A 16,154-nucleotide genomic window follows, 5' to 3' on the forward strand; every position below is an offset into this window, starting at 1 on the left:
AACGAGATTCACACGAGTAAATTGTATGCATTATACCCAAAAATTCAGTGATAAGAATTATAATGAAACATTACAAAAACTATTCATCAACCAGTAAAAAGATGATTCTTACGATATCAATTAGTATTACGATTGTTTTAGCTATTATCACAGTTGCATTAAGCCAATATTTAGCAAATCAAAGGCATTTATAGTGATGATAACTATAGTGTTTACGGTCGTTCATGGTGGGAAGAGATCAAACAAACACATGAAACGAGTATTTCAGAAGTTCAACTATACCCTGCCTTTAAATCTTTATAAAGCAATTAACGTTCTTGTTTTTCATAAAAATGAGTTTATAGGTGTTGGTGGTGCTGATATTTTAGTAACAACTATTTCAAATATGGTTGAAGAATTAAAGTTTCAAAATCAAGGGCAAGCATTTTTATTTGATTCTTTAGGGCGCACCATTCACTTTTCAAAGCTAAATAATTTTCGATTGAATCAACCCATTGCTGAAAAAGTAGCAACGGCAGTTAATAATATTATCTCACACTTGCAGTTAATAATTTCACAAATTATCTGCTATACCAATGAGTTAGATAAGCTGTTAGTCATGTCGCTGATTTATCTAAAATGTCAGTAATCAAAGCATATTAAATTATATGGATACTGTAGTTAAATCAATTGATGAATTAATGCAATCTCCAACTAAAATCGATATACAAGCGCATGATACTGAAGATTCTGTTAATCAAGCAAATGCACTCAGTGATTAAGGACAGGCTATGATCCTAAAAAGTAATCAAGACTTAATAGACTTAGCGCAACAGTTTACTCATACGGCATTGGAAATTGATAAATCAAATGAGCAAACTAATGATATAACAGCAGTACTTGATGTTATTAAGTCGGTCGCAGAGCAAACGAATCTACTTGCTTTAAATGCAGCGATTGAAGCAGCAAGAGCGGGTGAAAATGGCAGAGGTTTTGCGGTAGTTGCTGATGAAGTTCGTCAATTAGCAGGAAGAAGCCAAGAGTCTAAGAATCAAATACATGAGATTATTGAAAAGTTACAAACAAGAGCAAAAATTGCAATCCGAAGTGTCAGAGCAAATGAATCGCTCTTGTGAAATAGCGCTGTGCCAAAACCAATTAGCAGCCTCGAGTTCAAACCTTTTCAATTTAGTTAAAAGATTTAAAGTTTAAATGAATTGTTAAATAAAATTAAAATTGTTTCCATTGTTTTCATACACTATAATTTGAATGTATTTTGTAATAATAATAAATCAATATGTTGTGTTTTATATGCTGTTTTTAGGAAGTTATGTCGTAGTGGTTGAAATTAATGTAAATAAAAGGACTTTAAGTTGAAAAATCATAGACATTGGTTTTTAAAATCAGTTTTTGTCCTTTTCTTTAGTGCCCTCTTAGCATATATCGTTCTTGTTTTATCTTTTACACAGGGAATGTCAGCTTTACATCAAGATTTATTTCCGTCGAGTGTCGAAAAAATTTCAATTTCAGAGACTGAACAATCAAAGAATTCGTTTCTGTCAGCGTTATTTTTGCATAACACGGTATTTATACAAGACAAAAAAATTTATTTTGTCGTAAAAAAAGATCACAAAAATTATCATGCTGTACCCATGCGTGCTATGTTCAATAAAGTGATTCTATTAACTAATTTTCCATTGTTAGTTTTATTCCTTAGTGCCTTTTTAATACCTTTTTATTTAAATATAAAAAATAAGAGAAAAAACTTTATTTTAATCGAAGGTATTAATAATAAGTTAAACTCAATTCATAAAGTTTTTGATATTCCAATATTAGAGAAATCAAATCATGATACATTTTCAAAATTAAATACCTCGTTAGATCTTATTTTAGATAAAGCAAATAAATTTCAACATGAATCTTCAATCAATATATTTCAAGATAAATTGACTGGATTATCTGATAGGCATGCTTATTTGCAGCATTTAAGCGAGCAATTAGAAATAGCTGAAAAACTGAAAACTAAAAAAAGCCTGCTTTTTATTGATTTAGATGGCTTTAAACAAGTGAACGATTCGTTTGGGCACAGTTTTGGCGACGAAATATTAATTCAAGTTGCAGAAAGACTTAAAACAACCGTTAGAAATCAATCTTTAAGCTCTTTAGATTCAGTCACTTTACTAGAACAAAACTTATCTCGTTTAGGAGGTGATGAATTTTCTGTTTTCATTGAAGATGTCGCAGATCCAGAAAAAGCAGTAGAAGTTGCACAGAATATTATTCAGGAAATTGAGCGTGATTTTGTACTTGGTAACAAGGTTATAAAGATTGGAGCGAGTATTGGCATTGCAGTTTATCCTGATAGTGGTGTTCATGCACATGCCCTATTACAGATGGCTGATGTGGCCATGTATCGTGCAAAAACCGATGGCAGAGGCATCTTTAGAATCTATTCCCCTGAAATGGGAAATAAAATGCGACGCTATCATTATTTATTAGAAGAAATGAGGCTTGCGCTTGCAAACCAAAATTTTAAACTTTCATTTCAACCAATCGTAAATGTCCAAGATTGCAGCATTTTGTATTTTGAGTCTCTAATACGTTGGAATCATCCTGTTGAAGGTGAAATTACACCGAGTGAATTTATCCCTATTGCTGAGGATTCTAATTTGATTTTGCCTTTAGGTGATTGGATTATTCATGAGGCTTGTAGGCAGATGGCTGCTTGGTTTAACGCGGGTATGAAAAAAGTAAAGATATCGGTAAACATATCTGGCGTGCAACTAAAACACAGAGAACTACATCCTTGGGTGATGGATATTTTAGACAAAACAGGTCTACCATCACATGCTTTACTGTTAGAGATCACTGAATCTTGCTTTATAGAAGCAACAAGTGACACCATTGAGCAGCTAGACTTATTAAGAAAAGAAGGTGTTCAAATTGCGATTGATGATTTTGGCACCGGTTTTAGTTCTTTAAGTACGTTAGCTGATTTACCCGTTGATATAATTAAAATTGATAAGTTATTTATAGATCAAGCTAATGAAAAAACTAAATATAACAAAATACTAGAGTCAATTAGTGAATTGGGTAAAAAGCTGAATTTAAAATTAGTTGCCGAAGGTGTTGAAGAGACCGAGCAATTTGAACTAGTACGTAAATTAGGAATTCAATGTGCGCAAGGATATTTAATAAGTAGGCCTGAAACATCAAGAAACGTTGGTACAAAAGTGTTAAAGAATAATCTAAACCATGTTGCTATGACTGGCACCAATGTTTGGCTACCTCAGAAGCTTAATACTACTGTGAATAATCTTGTTATTAAATAAGTACAATTATGGCAATAAAATTTAATTAACACTGTTTGCTACCATTTTCGTTAATTAACAGGTCATTTAATTATCTGAATTGGTATTATCATAGAAAAAACTGGATATGATGATTTATGCAAGCTAGAATTAATGAATCAACTTAAATTTATGTGGCTAACAATATGATATTTAGACAATTGAAGTACGTTATTTTATCTACCGCTTTATTATCTGTCCCTGTATTTGCTGATTTACAAAAGGGCATAAATGCTGCAAATAATGGAGATTTCGAAACTGCTATTCATGAGTTTCAATATTTAGTTGATCTTGACTATCCTTCTGGTATGTATCATCTAGCAGAATTATATTCTCGTGGTTTAGGTGTGCCAAAAGATCAGCAAAAAGCAATCGAACTGTATGAGAGCGCTTCTAAAAAAGATTTTACAGATGCGACCTTTGCCTTAGCTGTTATTTATAAATATGGTAACGGTGTTAAGTCTAATACAACAAAGTCATTAGATTTATTTACGATTGCTGCTGAAAAAGGCATGGCTGCTGCACAATATAATTTAGGTGTTATGTATACAAATGGTGAAGGTACCAGACAAAACTATCATACTGCGGTAAAGTGGTATATTAAATCAGCAGCGCAAAACTATACCTTAGCGCAATTTAACTTAGCTCTGATGTATTATGAGGGATTAGGTGTAGATAAAAGCATTGAAATGTCTTACATCTGGAATACTATCGCTGAATATAATGGTAATGACCAAGCAAGTAAAAGTCGAATGTTAGATGAAAAAAAGCTTTCTCCTAGCCAAATTGAATTAGCAAAAGAAAAAGCAGATAGCATGTATTATAAAATCAAAGGTGGTAAATATTTTGGAGAAAGACGTATTTAATTTATAAATAGTTTTTCAAGCGCTGCATGCATTAGCTTTTTATAGTGATTAAGAAGCGAGCTTCTAGGGCTAAATCGGTAACTTGTGAGTACTGTTTTAGCTTTAGAAAAAGTTAAAAACCCCTCTTTCCCATGATACTGTCCCATACCAGAAGGCCCTATACCGCCAAAAGGCGCGTCATCAGCTGAAACATGCATCAAAGTATCATTAATACACACACCGCCGCTATGAGTTTGTTTAAGTACTTTTTTCTGTGTTTTATTATTAAAACTCATGATATATAAGGCTAAAGGTCGCTCTTTTTTGTTAATGATATCGATTGCTTCATCCAAATTATTGTAACCTATTAATGGTAAAATCGGACCAAAGATCTCATCTTTCATTAACAACATATCTTCAGATACATTAGTAACTAGTTGGGGTAATAATCTGTGTTTAGTTAAATCTATTGATTGATTTGTTACTGGCGTAATATTTGCGCCTTTGTCCTTTGCATCTTCTAAATAAGCGTTTAATCGTAAAAACTGTTTAACATTAATGATGGAACTATAGTTTTTATCTTCTAAACCTTGTGGGTAAGCTTTATTAAACTCTTGAATAAAATGCTTTTTAAACTCTTCAATTTTTTCTTTTGGTAATAAAACATAATCGGGTGCAACACAGATTTGTCCTGCATTTAATGTTTTGCCGATTAACAAACGTGAAACAGCTGTTTTTATATTAATTTCATCATCAATAATGACTGGAGACTTACCGCCTAATTCTAAAGTAACGGGCGTTAAATTTTCTGCGGCAGCTCGCATGACATGTTTCCCTACCTCTGTTGAACCTGTAAATAATAAATGGTCGAACTTTAGAGAAGAGAATTTTTGGGCAACTTCACTTTCACCTTCAATAACTGTGATTTCGTCAGAAAGTGGCTTTAGTAGATTTAGAATTACTTGGTTGGTATTCGGTGTAAACTCACTGAGTTTCACCATAATTTTATTACCTGCAGCTAATGCTGTCGCGATAGGGCCTAAGCTTAAAAATATTGGAAAGTTCCAAGGCACAATTATACCAACAACGCCTAATGGTTGATATTGTACTTTTATAGTTGATGGAGCCAAAAGTAACCCACTACTTCTTCTAGAAGGTTTCATCCATTTTGATAAGTTCTTAATTGAATATTTTATGTGTTGAATGGTTGGTAATATATCAGCTAAAACAGAATCAAAATCACTTCGATGACCATAATCAGTTTCAAGTGCATTTATAAGTGCAGGCTTAAATTTAAGTAGTTCTGTTTTTAATATTTTGAGTCGTTTAACCCTATGGTTTTTGTCTGAATACGGCTGTTTATCAAAATCATTTTTCAGTTTATTGTAACTATTAATTAAATGTTGGCTTTGCTCACAATTGCTGTTTTTCGGGGTAGTTACATCGTCATGTAAGCTCATTAAAATTCCAATAGAATAAATAGTCTAATATTAAAAATTTACCAAGCTCTCTAGTATTAGTCAATGAATTCAATCGAACAGATAGTGTAAATATAGTTTAATTTGTTGCCCTTGTCCCGGAATTTCTAATTTAGGTACCCTTGATCAATCGTCATATACTGTTTATCGAACACAATGTTTGCCTTTAAACTTAAGCTTGAAGAATGCGATATTTGTTATATTAAGCCGGCAGAAAATAAACTGTAACTAGATGAAAGGAAAGTTTGATTTGTTGCCGTTTTTCCTCGAAGTTTATCTCGAATTACCGCATTGACATTAAATGTGAATTTTTCATGGCTATAATTTACATAAGTTGTAGCAAACCGCTTATAACTTTCGTTTATTGGATTATTTAATAATACAGTGGCAGTCATTCCCCACTCTATGTGATTTGTAACATGACAATTTAACGCACTTTCTATCCCTTGAATTCTTTTATTAATATTATTCTCAAAAGTAAACTCGGCAGTTTGGACTGGGGTGACAACCTTATTTTCAAAATCTCTTAAATCATTATTGACTCGTTTATTTAAGGAAGCTGCTATTTGCCATAACCCATTTGTGTCTAAAGAGAGCTCGACTTCATTGCTATTTTTTTCTGTAATGATATTCATCATACCTAAAAAGTATTACTACCATAAAGCCCAGAGCCTACTCCTCTAATAAATTCAATTCGTTCAACAATCGCTGCAGGAATGTAAGGTGTATAAACAGAAGCTTTACCAGATATCTTGTTGAGCTTTTGACGATTTATCATAACGAGTATGTAGCCATTATCCAAAAATACACCTCTATCTTGCTCTTTTGGAACAGCACCCACCCAGTCACCACGTGTTACCTGAAAGCCAGGAACAAAATTTATGATGTCGTATGCATTCTCGACAGCGAGCTTTTGAATCTGTTGCTATATTGTTACTTTAAACCAGTTTATTCTGCAATAAATTGGTTTTCTTTATCAAATAATCACTTGAACCACACTTTCCCGCCGATAATCTTATAAGCAGGTGTGCCTTTTATTAATGTTTCTCTCGCAAAAATTTGCAAGCATTTTGGGCACACACATGACTCATTTGTAAAATTTTGGCTTATTCTTTCTTTAAAGCATTTTACTAATGCCCCTTTACCGCCCTTTCGATATTTAAACAACTGTGTTTTACATTTAACACAATATATATCTACTGTTTTAGAAGGACCTTTTTTATTTGGTTTAGCCATTAATTTAAGGTTTTGCTATGTTTAAAGATTTTAAATTAGCAGCGATATCTTCTGCAGCCGTCTTTGGGTTTATATCATCATCTATTTTTAAAATTTTACCATTAGAACCAATATAGAAAGTGACTCTGCTAGCTAAGCCAAACAAATTTAGCACATCGTATGCTTTTGCTGTGGATTTTGTTGGATCACTTAACATCGGGAAATCAGCATTTGTTTTTTTAGCAAAATCACGATTATCATCAAGAGGGTCAACAGAAGCCATAAAGTAACTTGCATTATATTCTCGGATCATATGACCTTTCTGAACTAGCGAGCGACATTCTATTGTACAGCCCCTTGTATTGGCCATTGGGTACCATGCAAGTACGACTGTTTTTTTGTTTTTATAATCACTTAATTTATAAAAATCTCCCGTTGTTGCTTGTAAATTAAAGTTAGGAGCAATATCCCCTACTTTTAAGTCTGTTGCGCTACTGATAAAGCTAGTTAAAGCGATTATTAATATAGAAAAGTATTTAAACATAATAAATATAAAACCATGGTTTCAAAGTTGTAAATTGATGATATAGATCAATCAAAAAAATAGCAAAATATGTATTAAAAACAGTAGTGTAATAAATGTGCGACATATTGTCGCAGTTAACTATATAAACTTTGTTATAAAAGCTAAATACTTAGAAAATAGGGTATAAAATTACAGCACCAAGTGCTAAGGATTTTTATCAAGCTCAGACCACTTTGCCTTGCTATTACGCTAGGTCTTACTTTTTCAAGTCAAACTACGCTTGCAAATGATACTAAGCAAACATCTATAGAGGTTATTACTGTAAAGGCGCCAAAATTAATCCATTCGGAAACGGCTTTGGCTGAAGGTAACTTGGTGATGCCTGATGTGGCAGATTGGCTTAAAACAGTACCTGCGGCAAATATCAATAAAAATGGTCCAATTACGGGTATTGCGCCTGTTAATAGTGGTATAGATACATTAGGAGGCTCCGTTGAAGTTAATTTAAAACGTGCTGCTGCAAGTGAAGAAATGATAATATCTGGTGATATGGCAACAAGCTATAATGATATTAATAATGCTTCTACACTTGCTGCTAATGTCAATATCAGTGGCAATAACTTTGGTTTATTGTCATATTTTAGCGATCAAAAAGGTGATGATTATAAAAGTGCAAATGATCAGACTGTAAAGTCGACTCAATATGATAAATAGCAATACGGGATAGACTTGAGTTATCAAGTTCCTCATTTATCTTTAGGTGCTACATGGCATCATTCTAAAACTAATAGCTCAGGTACGCCTGCTTTGCCAATGGATATCGATTTCATAGAGTCTAATAGATATAATCATGATGGTGAGTATGAGACTGCATTACTAAAATTTAAATGGCAACTTGGTTTACAAGACGCTACACACGCAATGGATAATTTTAGCCAGCGTGAAAATACTGATCCAGATAAATACAGATATAATACAGCCGAAGCGAAAACATTAGATTATAAGTTTGAAGTTATCAGTGATGTGCTATCATTTGGCATTGAAGGATTCAGCGCTGAACATAACTCCACAATAACCAATCCAGAAAATATGATGTTATCAGCTCAATGGCAATGATGAATCCGCACGTAAAAGTATTGCAAGATCAATTTAATGCCTACGATAAAGATGTTTCAGAAACAACTTATGATATTGTGTTAAACAGTTTAAATACTATTGATAATAATCACGATATTACTTATGCAGTCGCAATTAAACAACGCGCTGCAAGTTATCAGGAGCGTTACCTTTGGATGCCTATGCAATCAACAGGTGGTTTGGCAGATGGTAAAACATATGTCGGTGATATCAATTTAGAGTCAGAAACAGCTTACCAATTAGACCTTGGTTATAATTTTTAAAGTACTTCGTTTGCATTTTCACCACATATATTTTATCAAAAAGTTGATAACTACATCCAAGGCACACCATCTGACAATATGCATGTCAAAATGGTTGCTGCTATGATGGGTGATGAAACCCATTAGAATTTACAAATATAGATGCTAAATTATACGGTGCAGACTTAAATTGGTATTATAAGTTATCTGACAGTTTAAAATTATCAGGTATTGCAAGTTATGTACGTGGTACTCGCAGTGATTTAAATGATGATTTATATCGTATATCACCACTGAATACACGATTTAACATAAACTATCAGCTCGGAGATTGGCAAACTGATTTAGCGCTACATGCTTACTCAAAACAGAACAATATATCTGAAATTAACAATGAAAAAGAAACAGCTGGGTATGCTGTTGTTGATTGGCAAGTTGATTATTTTGTAACAAGTGGTTTAGTTGTGCGAGGTGGTGTAAACAATTTTACCGGTATTAATATCCACTAGATCTAGACTGCCCGTTTCAGGCATAATTTCAATATTAAAAGTTAGCGTTTCAATATCGCTATCGTGAGCAATTAATAATTAAGATAAAGAGCTATTCCAGTGAGTTTCAAAAACTAATGATTCAACAACTGGAGCATTATTTTCAACACTAATAGATAATATTGCCTTTTCTGATATTGAATTATCTTTTATTGCAACTTGACCGCTAGGAGAATATGTAAATTTACCTAATTGCCTATCGGAGAATTCAAAAGCACCATACTTAGGAGTACCATCCAAGATCATGTAATCAATATCGCTATCTGGATTAAGCTGGCCTGAAACTGGAGCTAATACATGCGTATTTAAAAATAAATCAGTAGGCTTAGCGAGTTTTTAAGCGTCACTATTTGAATATAAAGTTACTTTATTACCACTAAATAATATTTGGTTTATAGAAAGCGCGCCAAGTTGTAAAACAGATTGATTATCACAAAAAGTTGCAATCTCTGACAAGCTACCATCTAGTTCAAGTTTTAATAACCGACCTTGATTATCTCCACCTATTAATACAGGATTCCCCTCAAATATCGTATTTGTAATGCTCTTTATATGTGATGGATATTCTATTTTCTTAGAAGTATTTGATTCAAAGTTATACCGATAAATAGCACCATTGCCAACGCCAAATACATCTAACCTATCTGTGTTAGGATCATCAAATTCTACAAGTTGATCTATGCCACTCCAATTATTATCAACAGCTGGAGAGGTCTTTAATAACTCACCTGTCTTAGCATTTAATATTCTAAAATATTGACCTTGAGAGCCTGTATGATTCTTTCCATTTGAATCTACATCAGTCACTAAAATATTAGTTACACCATGATTAGGGTTGTTAATTGACTAAAATTCATCGCCACTTGCTAATGAAAGCGCGTGGATACTTCCCCACTGGCCATCACCGTATAAGCTATCTACTTTTCCATCTTCATTAATGTCTTTTAAAATTAATGCGTTAATATCGAGGCCTGCAAGATGTGACCAAATGATTTCATCTCTTAGTGGGCTAATTACTTTTAGGTAATACCAAGATGCCGCAGTTACTATATCGTCTATTTCATCACCATCTGCATCAATAACTTGTGTATAATTTAACGGTAATTGAGTAAGCGTTTTAATATTATTAACTTTTCCTGACTCTATTCGAATAACTCTCCCATCAGCGAGAAGTAACTCTCTAGCACCTTTTTCAGTAAAAGATCCTAGCAGTACTGGTTGGATTATATTCTCAAAACTTAATTTCTCCGTTTTAGTGTCAATATCATAAATACTGAGTGTTTAACCTGAAAAAACCAAGAACTCGTTTTTTGTTGCAGACGTCAGTTTTCCTAAAATTAACGATTGAATATTTCTTCCTCGCCATACTGATCCGTTAAACTATTAATTGAACTTGAATATGATGTGCTAGAAAAAATAATTAATGAACAGGCAACGATAGAGGATTTAAAACTCCTAAATTTCCATTTAGTTAAGTCGTTTATTTCATTTGGTTAGTTAACATTTTATACCAAAATTAGCAACAAGCTGTTTTAAAGTTTAAATCCTAGAAATCTCAAAATATTCAAATTTTATTTGATCACAGGTTTTTTTTGTAACTTACGTTGCAAAGTTCGTCTGTGCATACCTAATTGCCTCGCTGTTGCAGAAACATTACCATCATTACAATTGAGTATTTGTTGAATATGTTCCCACTCCAGCCGTTCTGTAGACATTGTTTGCAATTCATAATCTTGTTGTGGTTGTGATTCTTCTTGACCTAAAAGGGATTTTAAAATCATTTTTGTATCAGCTGGTTTTGATAAATAATCATCAGCTCCCAATCGCATTGCTTCAACTGCTGTTGTAATACTGGCAAAACCAGTCAAGAGTAATAACCTAACATGTGGTAATGCAGCTCTGATAGGTTTTATTAGACCCAAACTGTTTTCATTTGCTAACTTCATATCTAAAATAATATGTGTAGGCTTAATTAAATGGCAATTGTGTAATACTTGATCTGCTTGATGTACTTCATGACAAACAAAATGATGTTTTGTTAATCTGCGGTTTAACGTAGCAGATAGCGCTTTATCATCTTCAACAATTAATAACTTCATATTTAAAAACCTATAATTTACACAGTAGGTAAACTGACGTGTGCGATTGCACCTTGCTTAGTGTGATTATATAACTTCAGAGAACCACCTAATCTTTCTAAACTTGAGTTTGATAATAAGACCGCCATCCCTAAACCTGTTTCACTTTTTACTAATTGTTGCCCTAAAGATATTTGTTTTGTTGAAATACCATGACCAAAGTCTCGTAATTTTATATTTAACTCATTAGCGTGTATGTAAGCATTTAACTCTATATCTTGGCTATTATTGTCTTCGTTGGCTTTTACAGCATTTTGTACCAAATTCAATAAAGCGGGCAATAGCATCGCATCGGCTTCAATTTTATGTTGCTCCAGTAGATCATCAAGAATGATGTTTAAATTGACATTGGGAAAGTTAAGTTGGACACAATCCCTGAATTGCTCAATCAGTTCCTTGATAGCATAAATTCCAGTTTTATTTTCACGAATTGAAGAGGCTAATGTGCGAAAGTATCCAAGCTGAGATGTACATTGTTTAAGTGGGTGCTGCATCGACATAACGGCTTCAACATTAGGGTAATCTTCTATTAATTCATCAAATAATAATTGTAGATTACCAAGTGGTGTTGCAAGCTGATGTGTCACTTGTGATGAAGCAACACCCAGAGCTAATAATTGCTCTTTTCTGAGTTGTTCCTCTCTTTGTGCAGCCAAAAGGCGTTCTCTACTTGTGATTGCATTTGCCATGGCGCCCACAACAAAAGTGACGACTATCACAGATAGTAAAAAGTTTGCCCACATACCAATGAAATGGTTACTCATATCCATATGGTGCATACTGTGAGTAGGCATATTGAACAATAACCCTGTGTAAGCCAATACTGAACTTACTGAAATTAGGAGTAAAAACCGAGTTGGTAGGCTGACTGCTGCGATTACAATTGGCATAAGTAATAAGGAAACAAATGCATTGGTCGCACCGCCACTAAGGTACATTAGTATTGTGAGAAATGTGACATCCGCTAATATTTGGATCAATATTCCCTTATGATTTGCAGTTCGGTTTTTAAAATAAAAAATACTTAATAAATGAAAAGCAGTCTCTATTGCTATGATTATCATTAACGGCAGTAATGGTATCTGTAAAGACATAATTAAACTAATGGCTATGACACTTGATAGTTGTAGGATAATTGCGATAGTTCTGAGTAAAAATACTCTTTGTATGGCTTTTGTTGATTGAAAATCAAATATCTTCATTATTTAACTAAAATCCTTTTATAGTACTGTTTGATGCTAATATTTTTGATAGTTAGATCTTATCAAAAATTTAGGCATGGTTGTTTGATTCTTCTCAAAATATTGCAACTAAAGTAATACTCAATTATGATCTTAAAATCAATAACTAAACTATGAAGTATTAAATGACAGAACTGAGTGACGACAGCGAAGATATTAAAGCGAAAGGAAGTCCAAGTTGGATGACAACTTTTGCAGATTTAATGTCGTTATTAATGTGTTTTTTTGTGCTACTTTTATCATATTCTGAAATGGATGTGATCAAGTTTAAACAAATTGCAGGTTCTATGAAAATGGCTTTTGGCGTGCAAAATCAAGTTGAGGCACAAGATATTCCAAAAGGAACTTCAGTAATAATGGATGAGTTCTCCCCAGCAACACCGGAACCTACACCAATCAATACTGTGCAGCAAAATACCCAATCTGCAACCGAAACTCAATTACAAATTAAAGATGGTAAAGATCAAAATACTAAAGACAATGACAGATATAAAGTTGAACTTGAAAAGATTTTTGCGCAAGAAATTGAAGATGGTTTAATTGAATTTGAGCTTTTAGGACAGCAACTTATAATTAGACTAAAAGAAAATGGCTCATTTCCATCTGGTTCTAGTTATCTGCAACCAAAATTTAAGCCTCTTCTAGCCAGAATATCTACAGAATTGAATAATATTCCCGGTGAAATAACAGTATCTGGCCATACTGATAATTTACCCGTCTCAAATGAGTTGCATCATAATAACTGGGATTTATCCGCCAAACGTGCCGCAGCAGTATTAAATGAAATATTAAAAGATATCCATTTTGATGCGTCGAGAATTAAAATGGAAGCATTTGCGGATAACCAGCCATTAGTTAAAAATAACAGTGTCAGTAATCGTAGCCGAAATCGGCGTGTTGAAATCGCAATTAATCAAGGTAAGCCTAAAGAAATGGCAACTATTTTAATGAATTAAGGAATTTTAGTGGATAAAGCAAGCGGGTTAGGGTTGAGCGTCATTATTTTAGCAGTCATTTCAGCAATTTTGATGAGTGGAGCTGCTCCTGGGATATTTGTTAGTATCCCTTCTTTACTGATTGTTATAGGCGGAACTTTTGGCGCTGTGATGTTCAGTTACAGAATTAATAATTTCTTTCAAGGGTTATCAAATATTCGATTAGCTTTTAGTAATAAGCAGCCTAATTTATTTGAAACATTAGATCAGTTGATTGAGTTAAGTGAAATAGCAAGAAAAAAAGGGGTTTTAGCGTTAGAAGATAAACAACTCAATGATGAATATTTACAAAAAGGTGTAAACTTGCTGCTTGATGGCCACGATACCCAGACAATTGAATTTGCATTTAACAGAGAGATTTTGCAAACACGTCAAAGAAATAATCAATCAATTAAGGTTCTTAACAGTTTTACAGAGTTAGCACCTGCAATGGGAATGGCAGGAACACTGATTGGATTAGTTGCGATGTTGGTGGCGATGGACGACCCTAAAAGTATTGGCCCTTCAATGTCCGTCGCATTACTGACAACATTATATGGCGCACTGCTAGCAAATGCTTTTACCGGACCTTTAGCAAATAAACTGGGTGAAAGAGCCGATGAAATTAAGCAACATATGATGTTAGTTCGTGATGGTGTTTTACATATTTCTAACGGTGATAACCCTAAATTAATTATTGAAATGCTTGCAAGTTATTTAGGTGAAAATATTGACAGCCCAGTAAATGAAAAACCGTCAAATAATTAGATAATACTATTTCCACTAATTATTGGAATGGGTATATGTTCAATCTAATTGTAGTTTTAGGTTTATAATTTTGTTATAACTCATCAGACCACTATTGGTAACTTGCTATTAGATGAAATAATTTGGAACACAGTATGAACTACGCAAAAATTACAGGTTGGGGTAAATGTATTCCGCCAGCAAAATTATCAAACGACGATTTAAGTACTGTTGTTGATACAAATGACGAATGGATAAAAACCAGAACCGGTATTGCTGAACGTAGGATCAGCCATGTTTCAACTGCAGAACTTGCTACTGTTGCAGCACAACAAGCTTTAGACTGTGCAGGAATTAATGGCGATGAAATAGACCTCGTTTTATTGGCAACATGTAGTCCATCAACTTTGGTTGCAAATACAGCGTCTTTAGTGCAAAAAAACCTCAATGCAATGGGGGCAGCTGCGTGTGATGTTAATGCTGCTTGCTCAGGCTTTTTATACGCGCTACAAAATGCGACGGCCCAAATTAATGCTGGCATGATAAAAAAAGCAGTGATAATTGGAGCTGAACGCATGACTTGGTATGTTAATTGGTCTAAAAGAGACAGTGCTGTTTTGTTTGGTGATGGCGCAGGTGCTGTTGTAATTGAAGCAAGTGAAGAAAAGTCTGGCCTACTAGCGAGTAAAACTGGCTGTGATACCAGTAATCGAGATATCTTACATATTACAAATTTTGGTACAGATATTAATAAATATGACCAACCAGTTGGACCGTCAGATTTATTATTTGAAGGTAGAGAAGTATTTAAACGTGCTGTTAAAGGAATGGCTGAAGCCTGTGATGATGTATTAGAACAAGCTAACTTAGCGTTAGATGATATTAATGTATTAATACCTCATCAAGCAAACTTAAGAATTATTCAAGCTATTCAGCAAAAGCTTTCAGTTAGCGATGATAAAGTCATGGTTAATATACAAAACTACGGTAATACTTCTGCGGCAACTATTCCTATTGCTATTTGTGAAGCAGTCGAACAAGGGTTAATACAGCCTAATTCAAAAATTATGTCCGCTGCATTTGGTGCCGGTTTAACCTGGGCAGCCTCTTATATACAGTGGTCAGATCGCATTACTCCAATAAAAATCAGTAATGCAACTTTACCTGATTGTGATAAAACAGGCCTTGAACTTATTAATGAAGCAGTGCTAGCTTGTAAAAACTAAAATGCACGCTAGCTAAAACACAATATAAAGTTAAAAGTTATTTATAAATTACTTTTAACTTTATTACAGTTTCTTCCACTCATTATCCTACCAATAACGATTTCAATGTTCTTTCTTACAATATTCAATATTTAAACTAAACTTTTAATAAGCATGTAATTTTTTATGTTTTTTAATGGAGTAATAGATGGAAAATGTTGAGGACAGACGTGGTTCCTTACGCTTAGATATGGAGAAACAACTTATTACCGTAAGTTGGCAAGGTGAAAACGATCGCCAATATATAAGAGATGTAATGTGCGTAGATGTATCTAAAGGAGGGATTAAGTTTAGCATTGAACGTGATATTGAGGTTGATACTCAAGTAAAGGTGCAATTCAAATCAAATTTAATTGAAAGTAAAATTTATGTAACCCGTGTTTTAAGGTCAATTAAACAAGATCATGGTTGGTACGATATCGGTTTAATTTTCAATAAATAAATGGACGTTTTTTAAATTTAAAGCATT

21 protein-coding genes and 1 pseudogene are annotated in these 16,154 nt (G+C 33.5%); 13 read left to right on the forward strand and 9 right to left on the reverse strand.

Going from position 1 to position 16,154, the window contains the following annotated elements:
• The first annotated feature begins 62 nt into the window (after window positions 1-62).
• The 5 genes and pseudogenes from PSA_RS26920 to PSA_RS19180 all read left to right on the forward strand — a co-directional run bounded on the left by PSA_RS26920 (window position 63) and on the right by PSA_RS19180 (window position 4,195).
• Window positions 63-194, forward strand: coding sequence for a hypothetical protein (locus PSA_RS26920; protein ID WP_269432846.1), 132 nt, complete (start codon window positions 63-65; stop codon window positions 192-194).
• Complete coding sequence (locus PSA_RS19165) at window positions 194-628, forward strand: cache domain-containing protein (RefSeq protein WP_127924120.1); 435 nt, start codon at window positions 194-196, stop codon at window positions 626-628. The genes PSA_RS26920 and PSA_RS19165 overlap by 1 nt, the downstream gene beginning before the upstream one ends.
• A 238-nt stretch (window positions 629-866) precedes the next feature.
• Window positions 867-1,070, forward strand: a pseudogene (locus tag PSA_RS26520) (methyl-accepting chemotaxis protein); the annotation flags it as partial.
• Window positions 1,071-1,631: 561 nt separating this feature from the next.
• Complete coding sequence (locus tag PSA_RS19175; protein ID WP_231665422.1) at window positions 1,632-3,311, forward strand: bifunctional diguanylate cyclase/phosphodiesterase; 1,680 nt, start codon at window positions 1,632-1,634, stop codon at window positions 3,309-3,311.
• 164 nt (window positions 3,312-3,475) lie between these two features.
• Complete coding sequence (locus PSA_RS19180; protein ID WP_042145631.1) at window positions 3,476-4,195, forward strand: tetratricopeptide repeat protein; 720 nt, start codon at window positions 3,476-3,478, stop codon at window positions 4,193-4,195.
• On the opposite strand, the gene PSA_RS19185 is transcribed toward PSA_RS19180, so the two are convergent.
• The 5 genes from PSA_RS19185 to PSA_RS19205 all read right to left on the reverse strand — a co-directional run bounded on the left by PSA_RS19185 (window position 4,192) and on the right by PSA_RS19205 (window position 7,411).
• Window positions 4,192-5,634, reverse strand: a complete 1,443-nt coding sequence (locus tag PSA_RS19185; protein WP_042145634.1) for a coniferyl aldehyde dehydrogenase — start codon at window positions 5,632-5,634, stop codon at window positions 4,192-4,194. The two genes, PSA_RS19180 and PSA_RS19185, sit on opposite strands and share 4 nt — an antisense overlap.
• A 215-nt stretch (window positions 5,635-5,849) precedes the next feature.
• Window positions 5,850-6,287 (reverse strand): hypothetical protein, encoded by a 438-nt coding sequence (locus PSA_RS26525; protein ID WP_231665424.1) that lies wholly within the window; start codon window positions 6,285-6,287, stop codon window positions 5,850-5,852.
• Window positions 6,288-6,292: 5 nt separating this feature from the next.
• Window positions 6,293-6,571 carry a TonB-dependent receptor plug domain-containing protein gene (locus PSA_RS26530; protein WP_337589996.1) on the reverse strand — a complete coding sequence of 93 codons (279 nt, stop codon included), beginning with the start codon at window positions 6,569-6,571 and terminating at the stop codon, window positions 6,293-6,295.
• 65 nt (window positions 6,572-6,636) lie between these two features.
• On the reverse strand, window positions 6,637-6,888 hold the full coding sequence (locus tag PSA_RS26535) for a hypothetical protein (RefSeq protein ID WP_042145639.1): 252 nt from the start codon (window positions 6,886-6,888) through the stop codon (window positions 6,637-6,639).
• A gap of 4 nt (window positions 6,889-6,892) precedes the next feature.
• Window positions 6,893-7,411: a redoxin domain-containing protein gene (locus tag PSA_RS19205; RefSeq protein WP_042145643.1), complete on the reverse strand. Its 519-nt coding sequence runs from the start codon at window positions 7,409-7,411 to the stop codon at window positions 6,893-6,895.
• A 183-nt stretch (window positions 7,412-7,594) separates the two neighbouring features.
• Here PSA_RS19205 and PSA_RS19210 point away from each other — a divergent pair, with 183 nt between their 5' ends.
• From PSA_RS19210 to PSA_RS27315, 4 genes are all read left to right on the forward strand, one after another.
• Window positions 7,595-8,107: a hypothetical protein gene (locus tag PSA_RS19210; protein WP_042145645.1), complete on the forward strand. Its 513-nt coding sequence runs from the start codon at window positions 7,595-7,597 to the stop codon at window positions 8,105-8,107.
• A 15-nt stretch (window positions 8,108-8,122) separates the two neighbouring features.
• Entirely contained in the window at window positions 8,123-8,509 is a 387-nt protein-coding gene (locus PSA_RS19215) for a hypothetical protein (protein ID WP_042145648.1), read from the forward strand.
• Window positions 8,509-8,793 carry a hypothetical protein gene (locus tag PSA_RS19220; protein WP_042145650.1) on the forward strand — a complete coding sequence of 95 codons (285 nt, stop codon included), beginning with the start codon at window positions 8,509-8,511 and terminating at the stop codon, window positions 8,791-8,793. Before PSA_RS19215 ends, PSA_RS19220 begins: the two co-directional genes overlap by 1 nt.
• Window positions 8,794-8,930: 137 nt before the next feature.
• A complete protein-coding gene (locus tag PSA_RS27315; RefSeq protein WP_193216514.1) occupies window positions 8,931-9,281 on the forward strand; it encodes a TonB-dependent receptor domain-containing protein in 351 nt (116 codons plus the stop codon).
• Between the two features lie 78 nt (window positions 9,282-9,359).
• On the opposite strand, the gene PSA_RS19225 is transcribed toward PSA_RS27315, so the two are convergent.
• The 4 genes from PSA_RS19225 to PSA_RS19240 all read right to left on the reverse strand — a co-directional run bounded on the left by PSA_RS19225 (window position 9,360) and on the right by PSA_RS19240 (window position 12,660).
• Window positions 9,360-9,566: a hypothetical protein gene (locus PSA_RS19225; protein WP_042145653.1), complete on the reverse strand. Its 207-nt coding sequence runs from the start codon at window positions 9,564-9,566 to the stop codon at window positions 9,360-9,362.
• Window positions 9,567-9,656: 90 nt separating this feature from the next.
• Window positions 9,657-10,127 carry a hypothetical protein gene (locus tag PSA_RS19230; protein ID WP_042145655.1) on the reverse strand — a complete coding sequence of 157 codons (471 nt, stop codon included), beginning with the start codon at window positions 10,125-10,127 and terminating at the stop codon, window positions 9,657-9,659.
• A 764-nt stretch (window positions 10,128-10,891) separates the two neighbouring features.
• On the reverse strand, window positions 10,892-11,419 hold the full coding sequence (locus tag PSA_RS19235; RefSeq protein ID WP_042145657.1) for a response regulator transcription factor: 528 nt from the start codon (window positions 11,417-11,419) through the stop codon (window positions 10,892-10,894).
• A 17-nt stretch (window positions 11,420-11,436) separates the two neighbouring features.
• Window positions 11,437-12,660, reverse strand: coding sequence for a HAMP domain-containing sensor histidine kinase (locus PSA_RS19240; RefSeq protein WP_042145660.1), 1,224 nt, complete (start codon window positions 12,658-12,660; stop codon window positions 11,437-11,439).
• 173 nt (window positions 12,661-12,833) lie between these two features.
• On the opposite strand from PSA_RS19240, the gene PSA_RS19245 reads away from it, so the two are divergent.
• From PSA_RS19245 to PSA_RS19260, 4 genes are all read left to right on the forward strand, one after another.
• A complete protein-coding gene (locus PSA_RS19245; RefSeq protein ID WP_371257871.1) occupies window positions 12,834-13,655 on the forward strand; it encodes a flagellar motor protein MotB in 822 nt (273 codons plus the stop codon).
• A 9-nt stretch (window positions 13,656-13,664) separates the two neighbouring features.
• The gene (locus PSA_RS19250) at window positions 13,665-14,441 is read left to right on the forward strand and encodes a motility protein A (RefSeq protein WP_042145664.1); all 777 of its coding nucleotides are present in this window, start codon (window positions 13,665-13,667) and stop codon (window positions 14,439-14,441) included.
• Window positions 14,442-14,575: 134 nt separating this feature from the next.
• Window positions 14,576-15,646, forward strand: coding sequence for a ketoacyl-ACP synthase III (locus PSA_RS19255; RefSeq protein ID WP_042145666.1), 1,071 nt, complete (start codon window positions 14,576-14,578; stop codon window positions 15,644-15,646).
• Between the two features lie 187 nt (window positions 15,647-15,833).
• Window positions 15,834-16,127 carry a PilZ domain-containing protein gene (locus PSA_RS19260; RefSeq protein WP_042145669.1) on the forward strand — a complete coding sequence of 98 codons (294 nt, stop codon included), beginning with the start codon at window positions 15,834-15,836 and terminating at the stop codon, window positions 16,125-16,127.
• The last annotated feature ends 27 nt before the right edge of the window (window positions 16,128-16,154 follow it).

The organism is Pseudoalteromonas sp. '520P1 No. 423' (assembly GCF_001269985.1).
Lineage (GTDB): Bacteria > Pseudomonadota > Gammaproteobacteria > Enterobacterales > Alteromonadaceae > Pseudoalteromonas.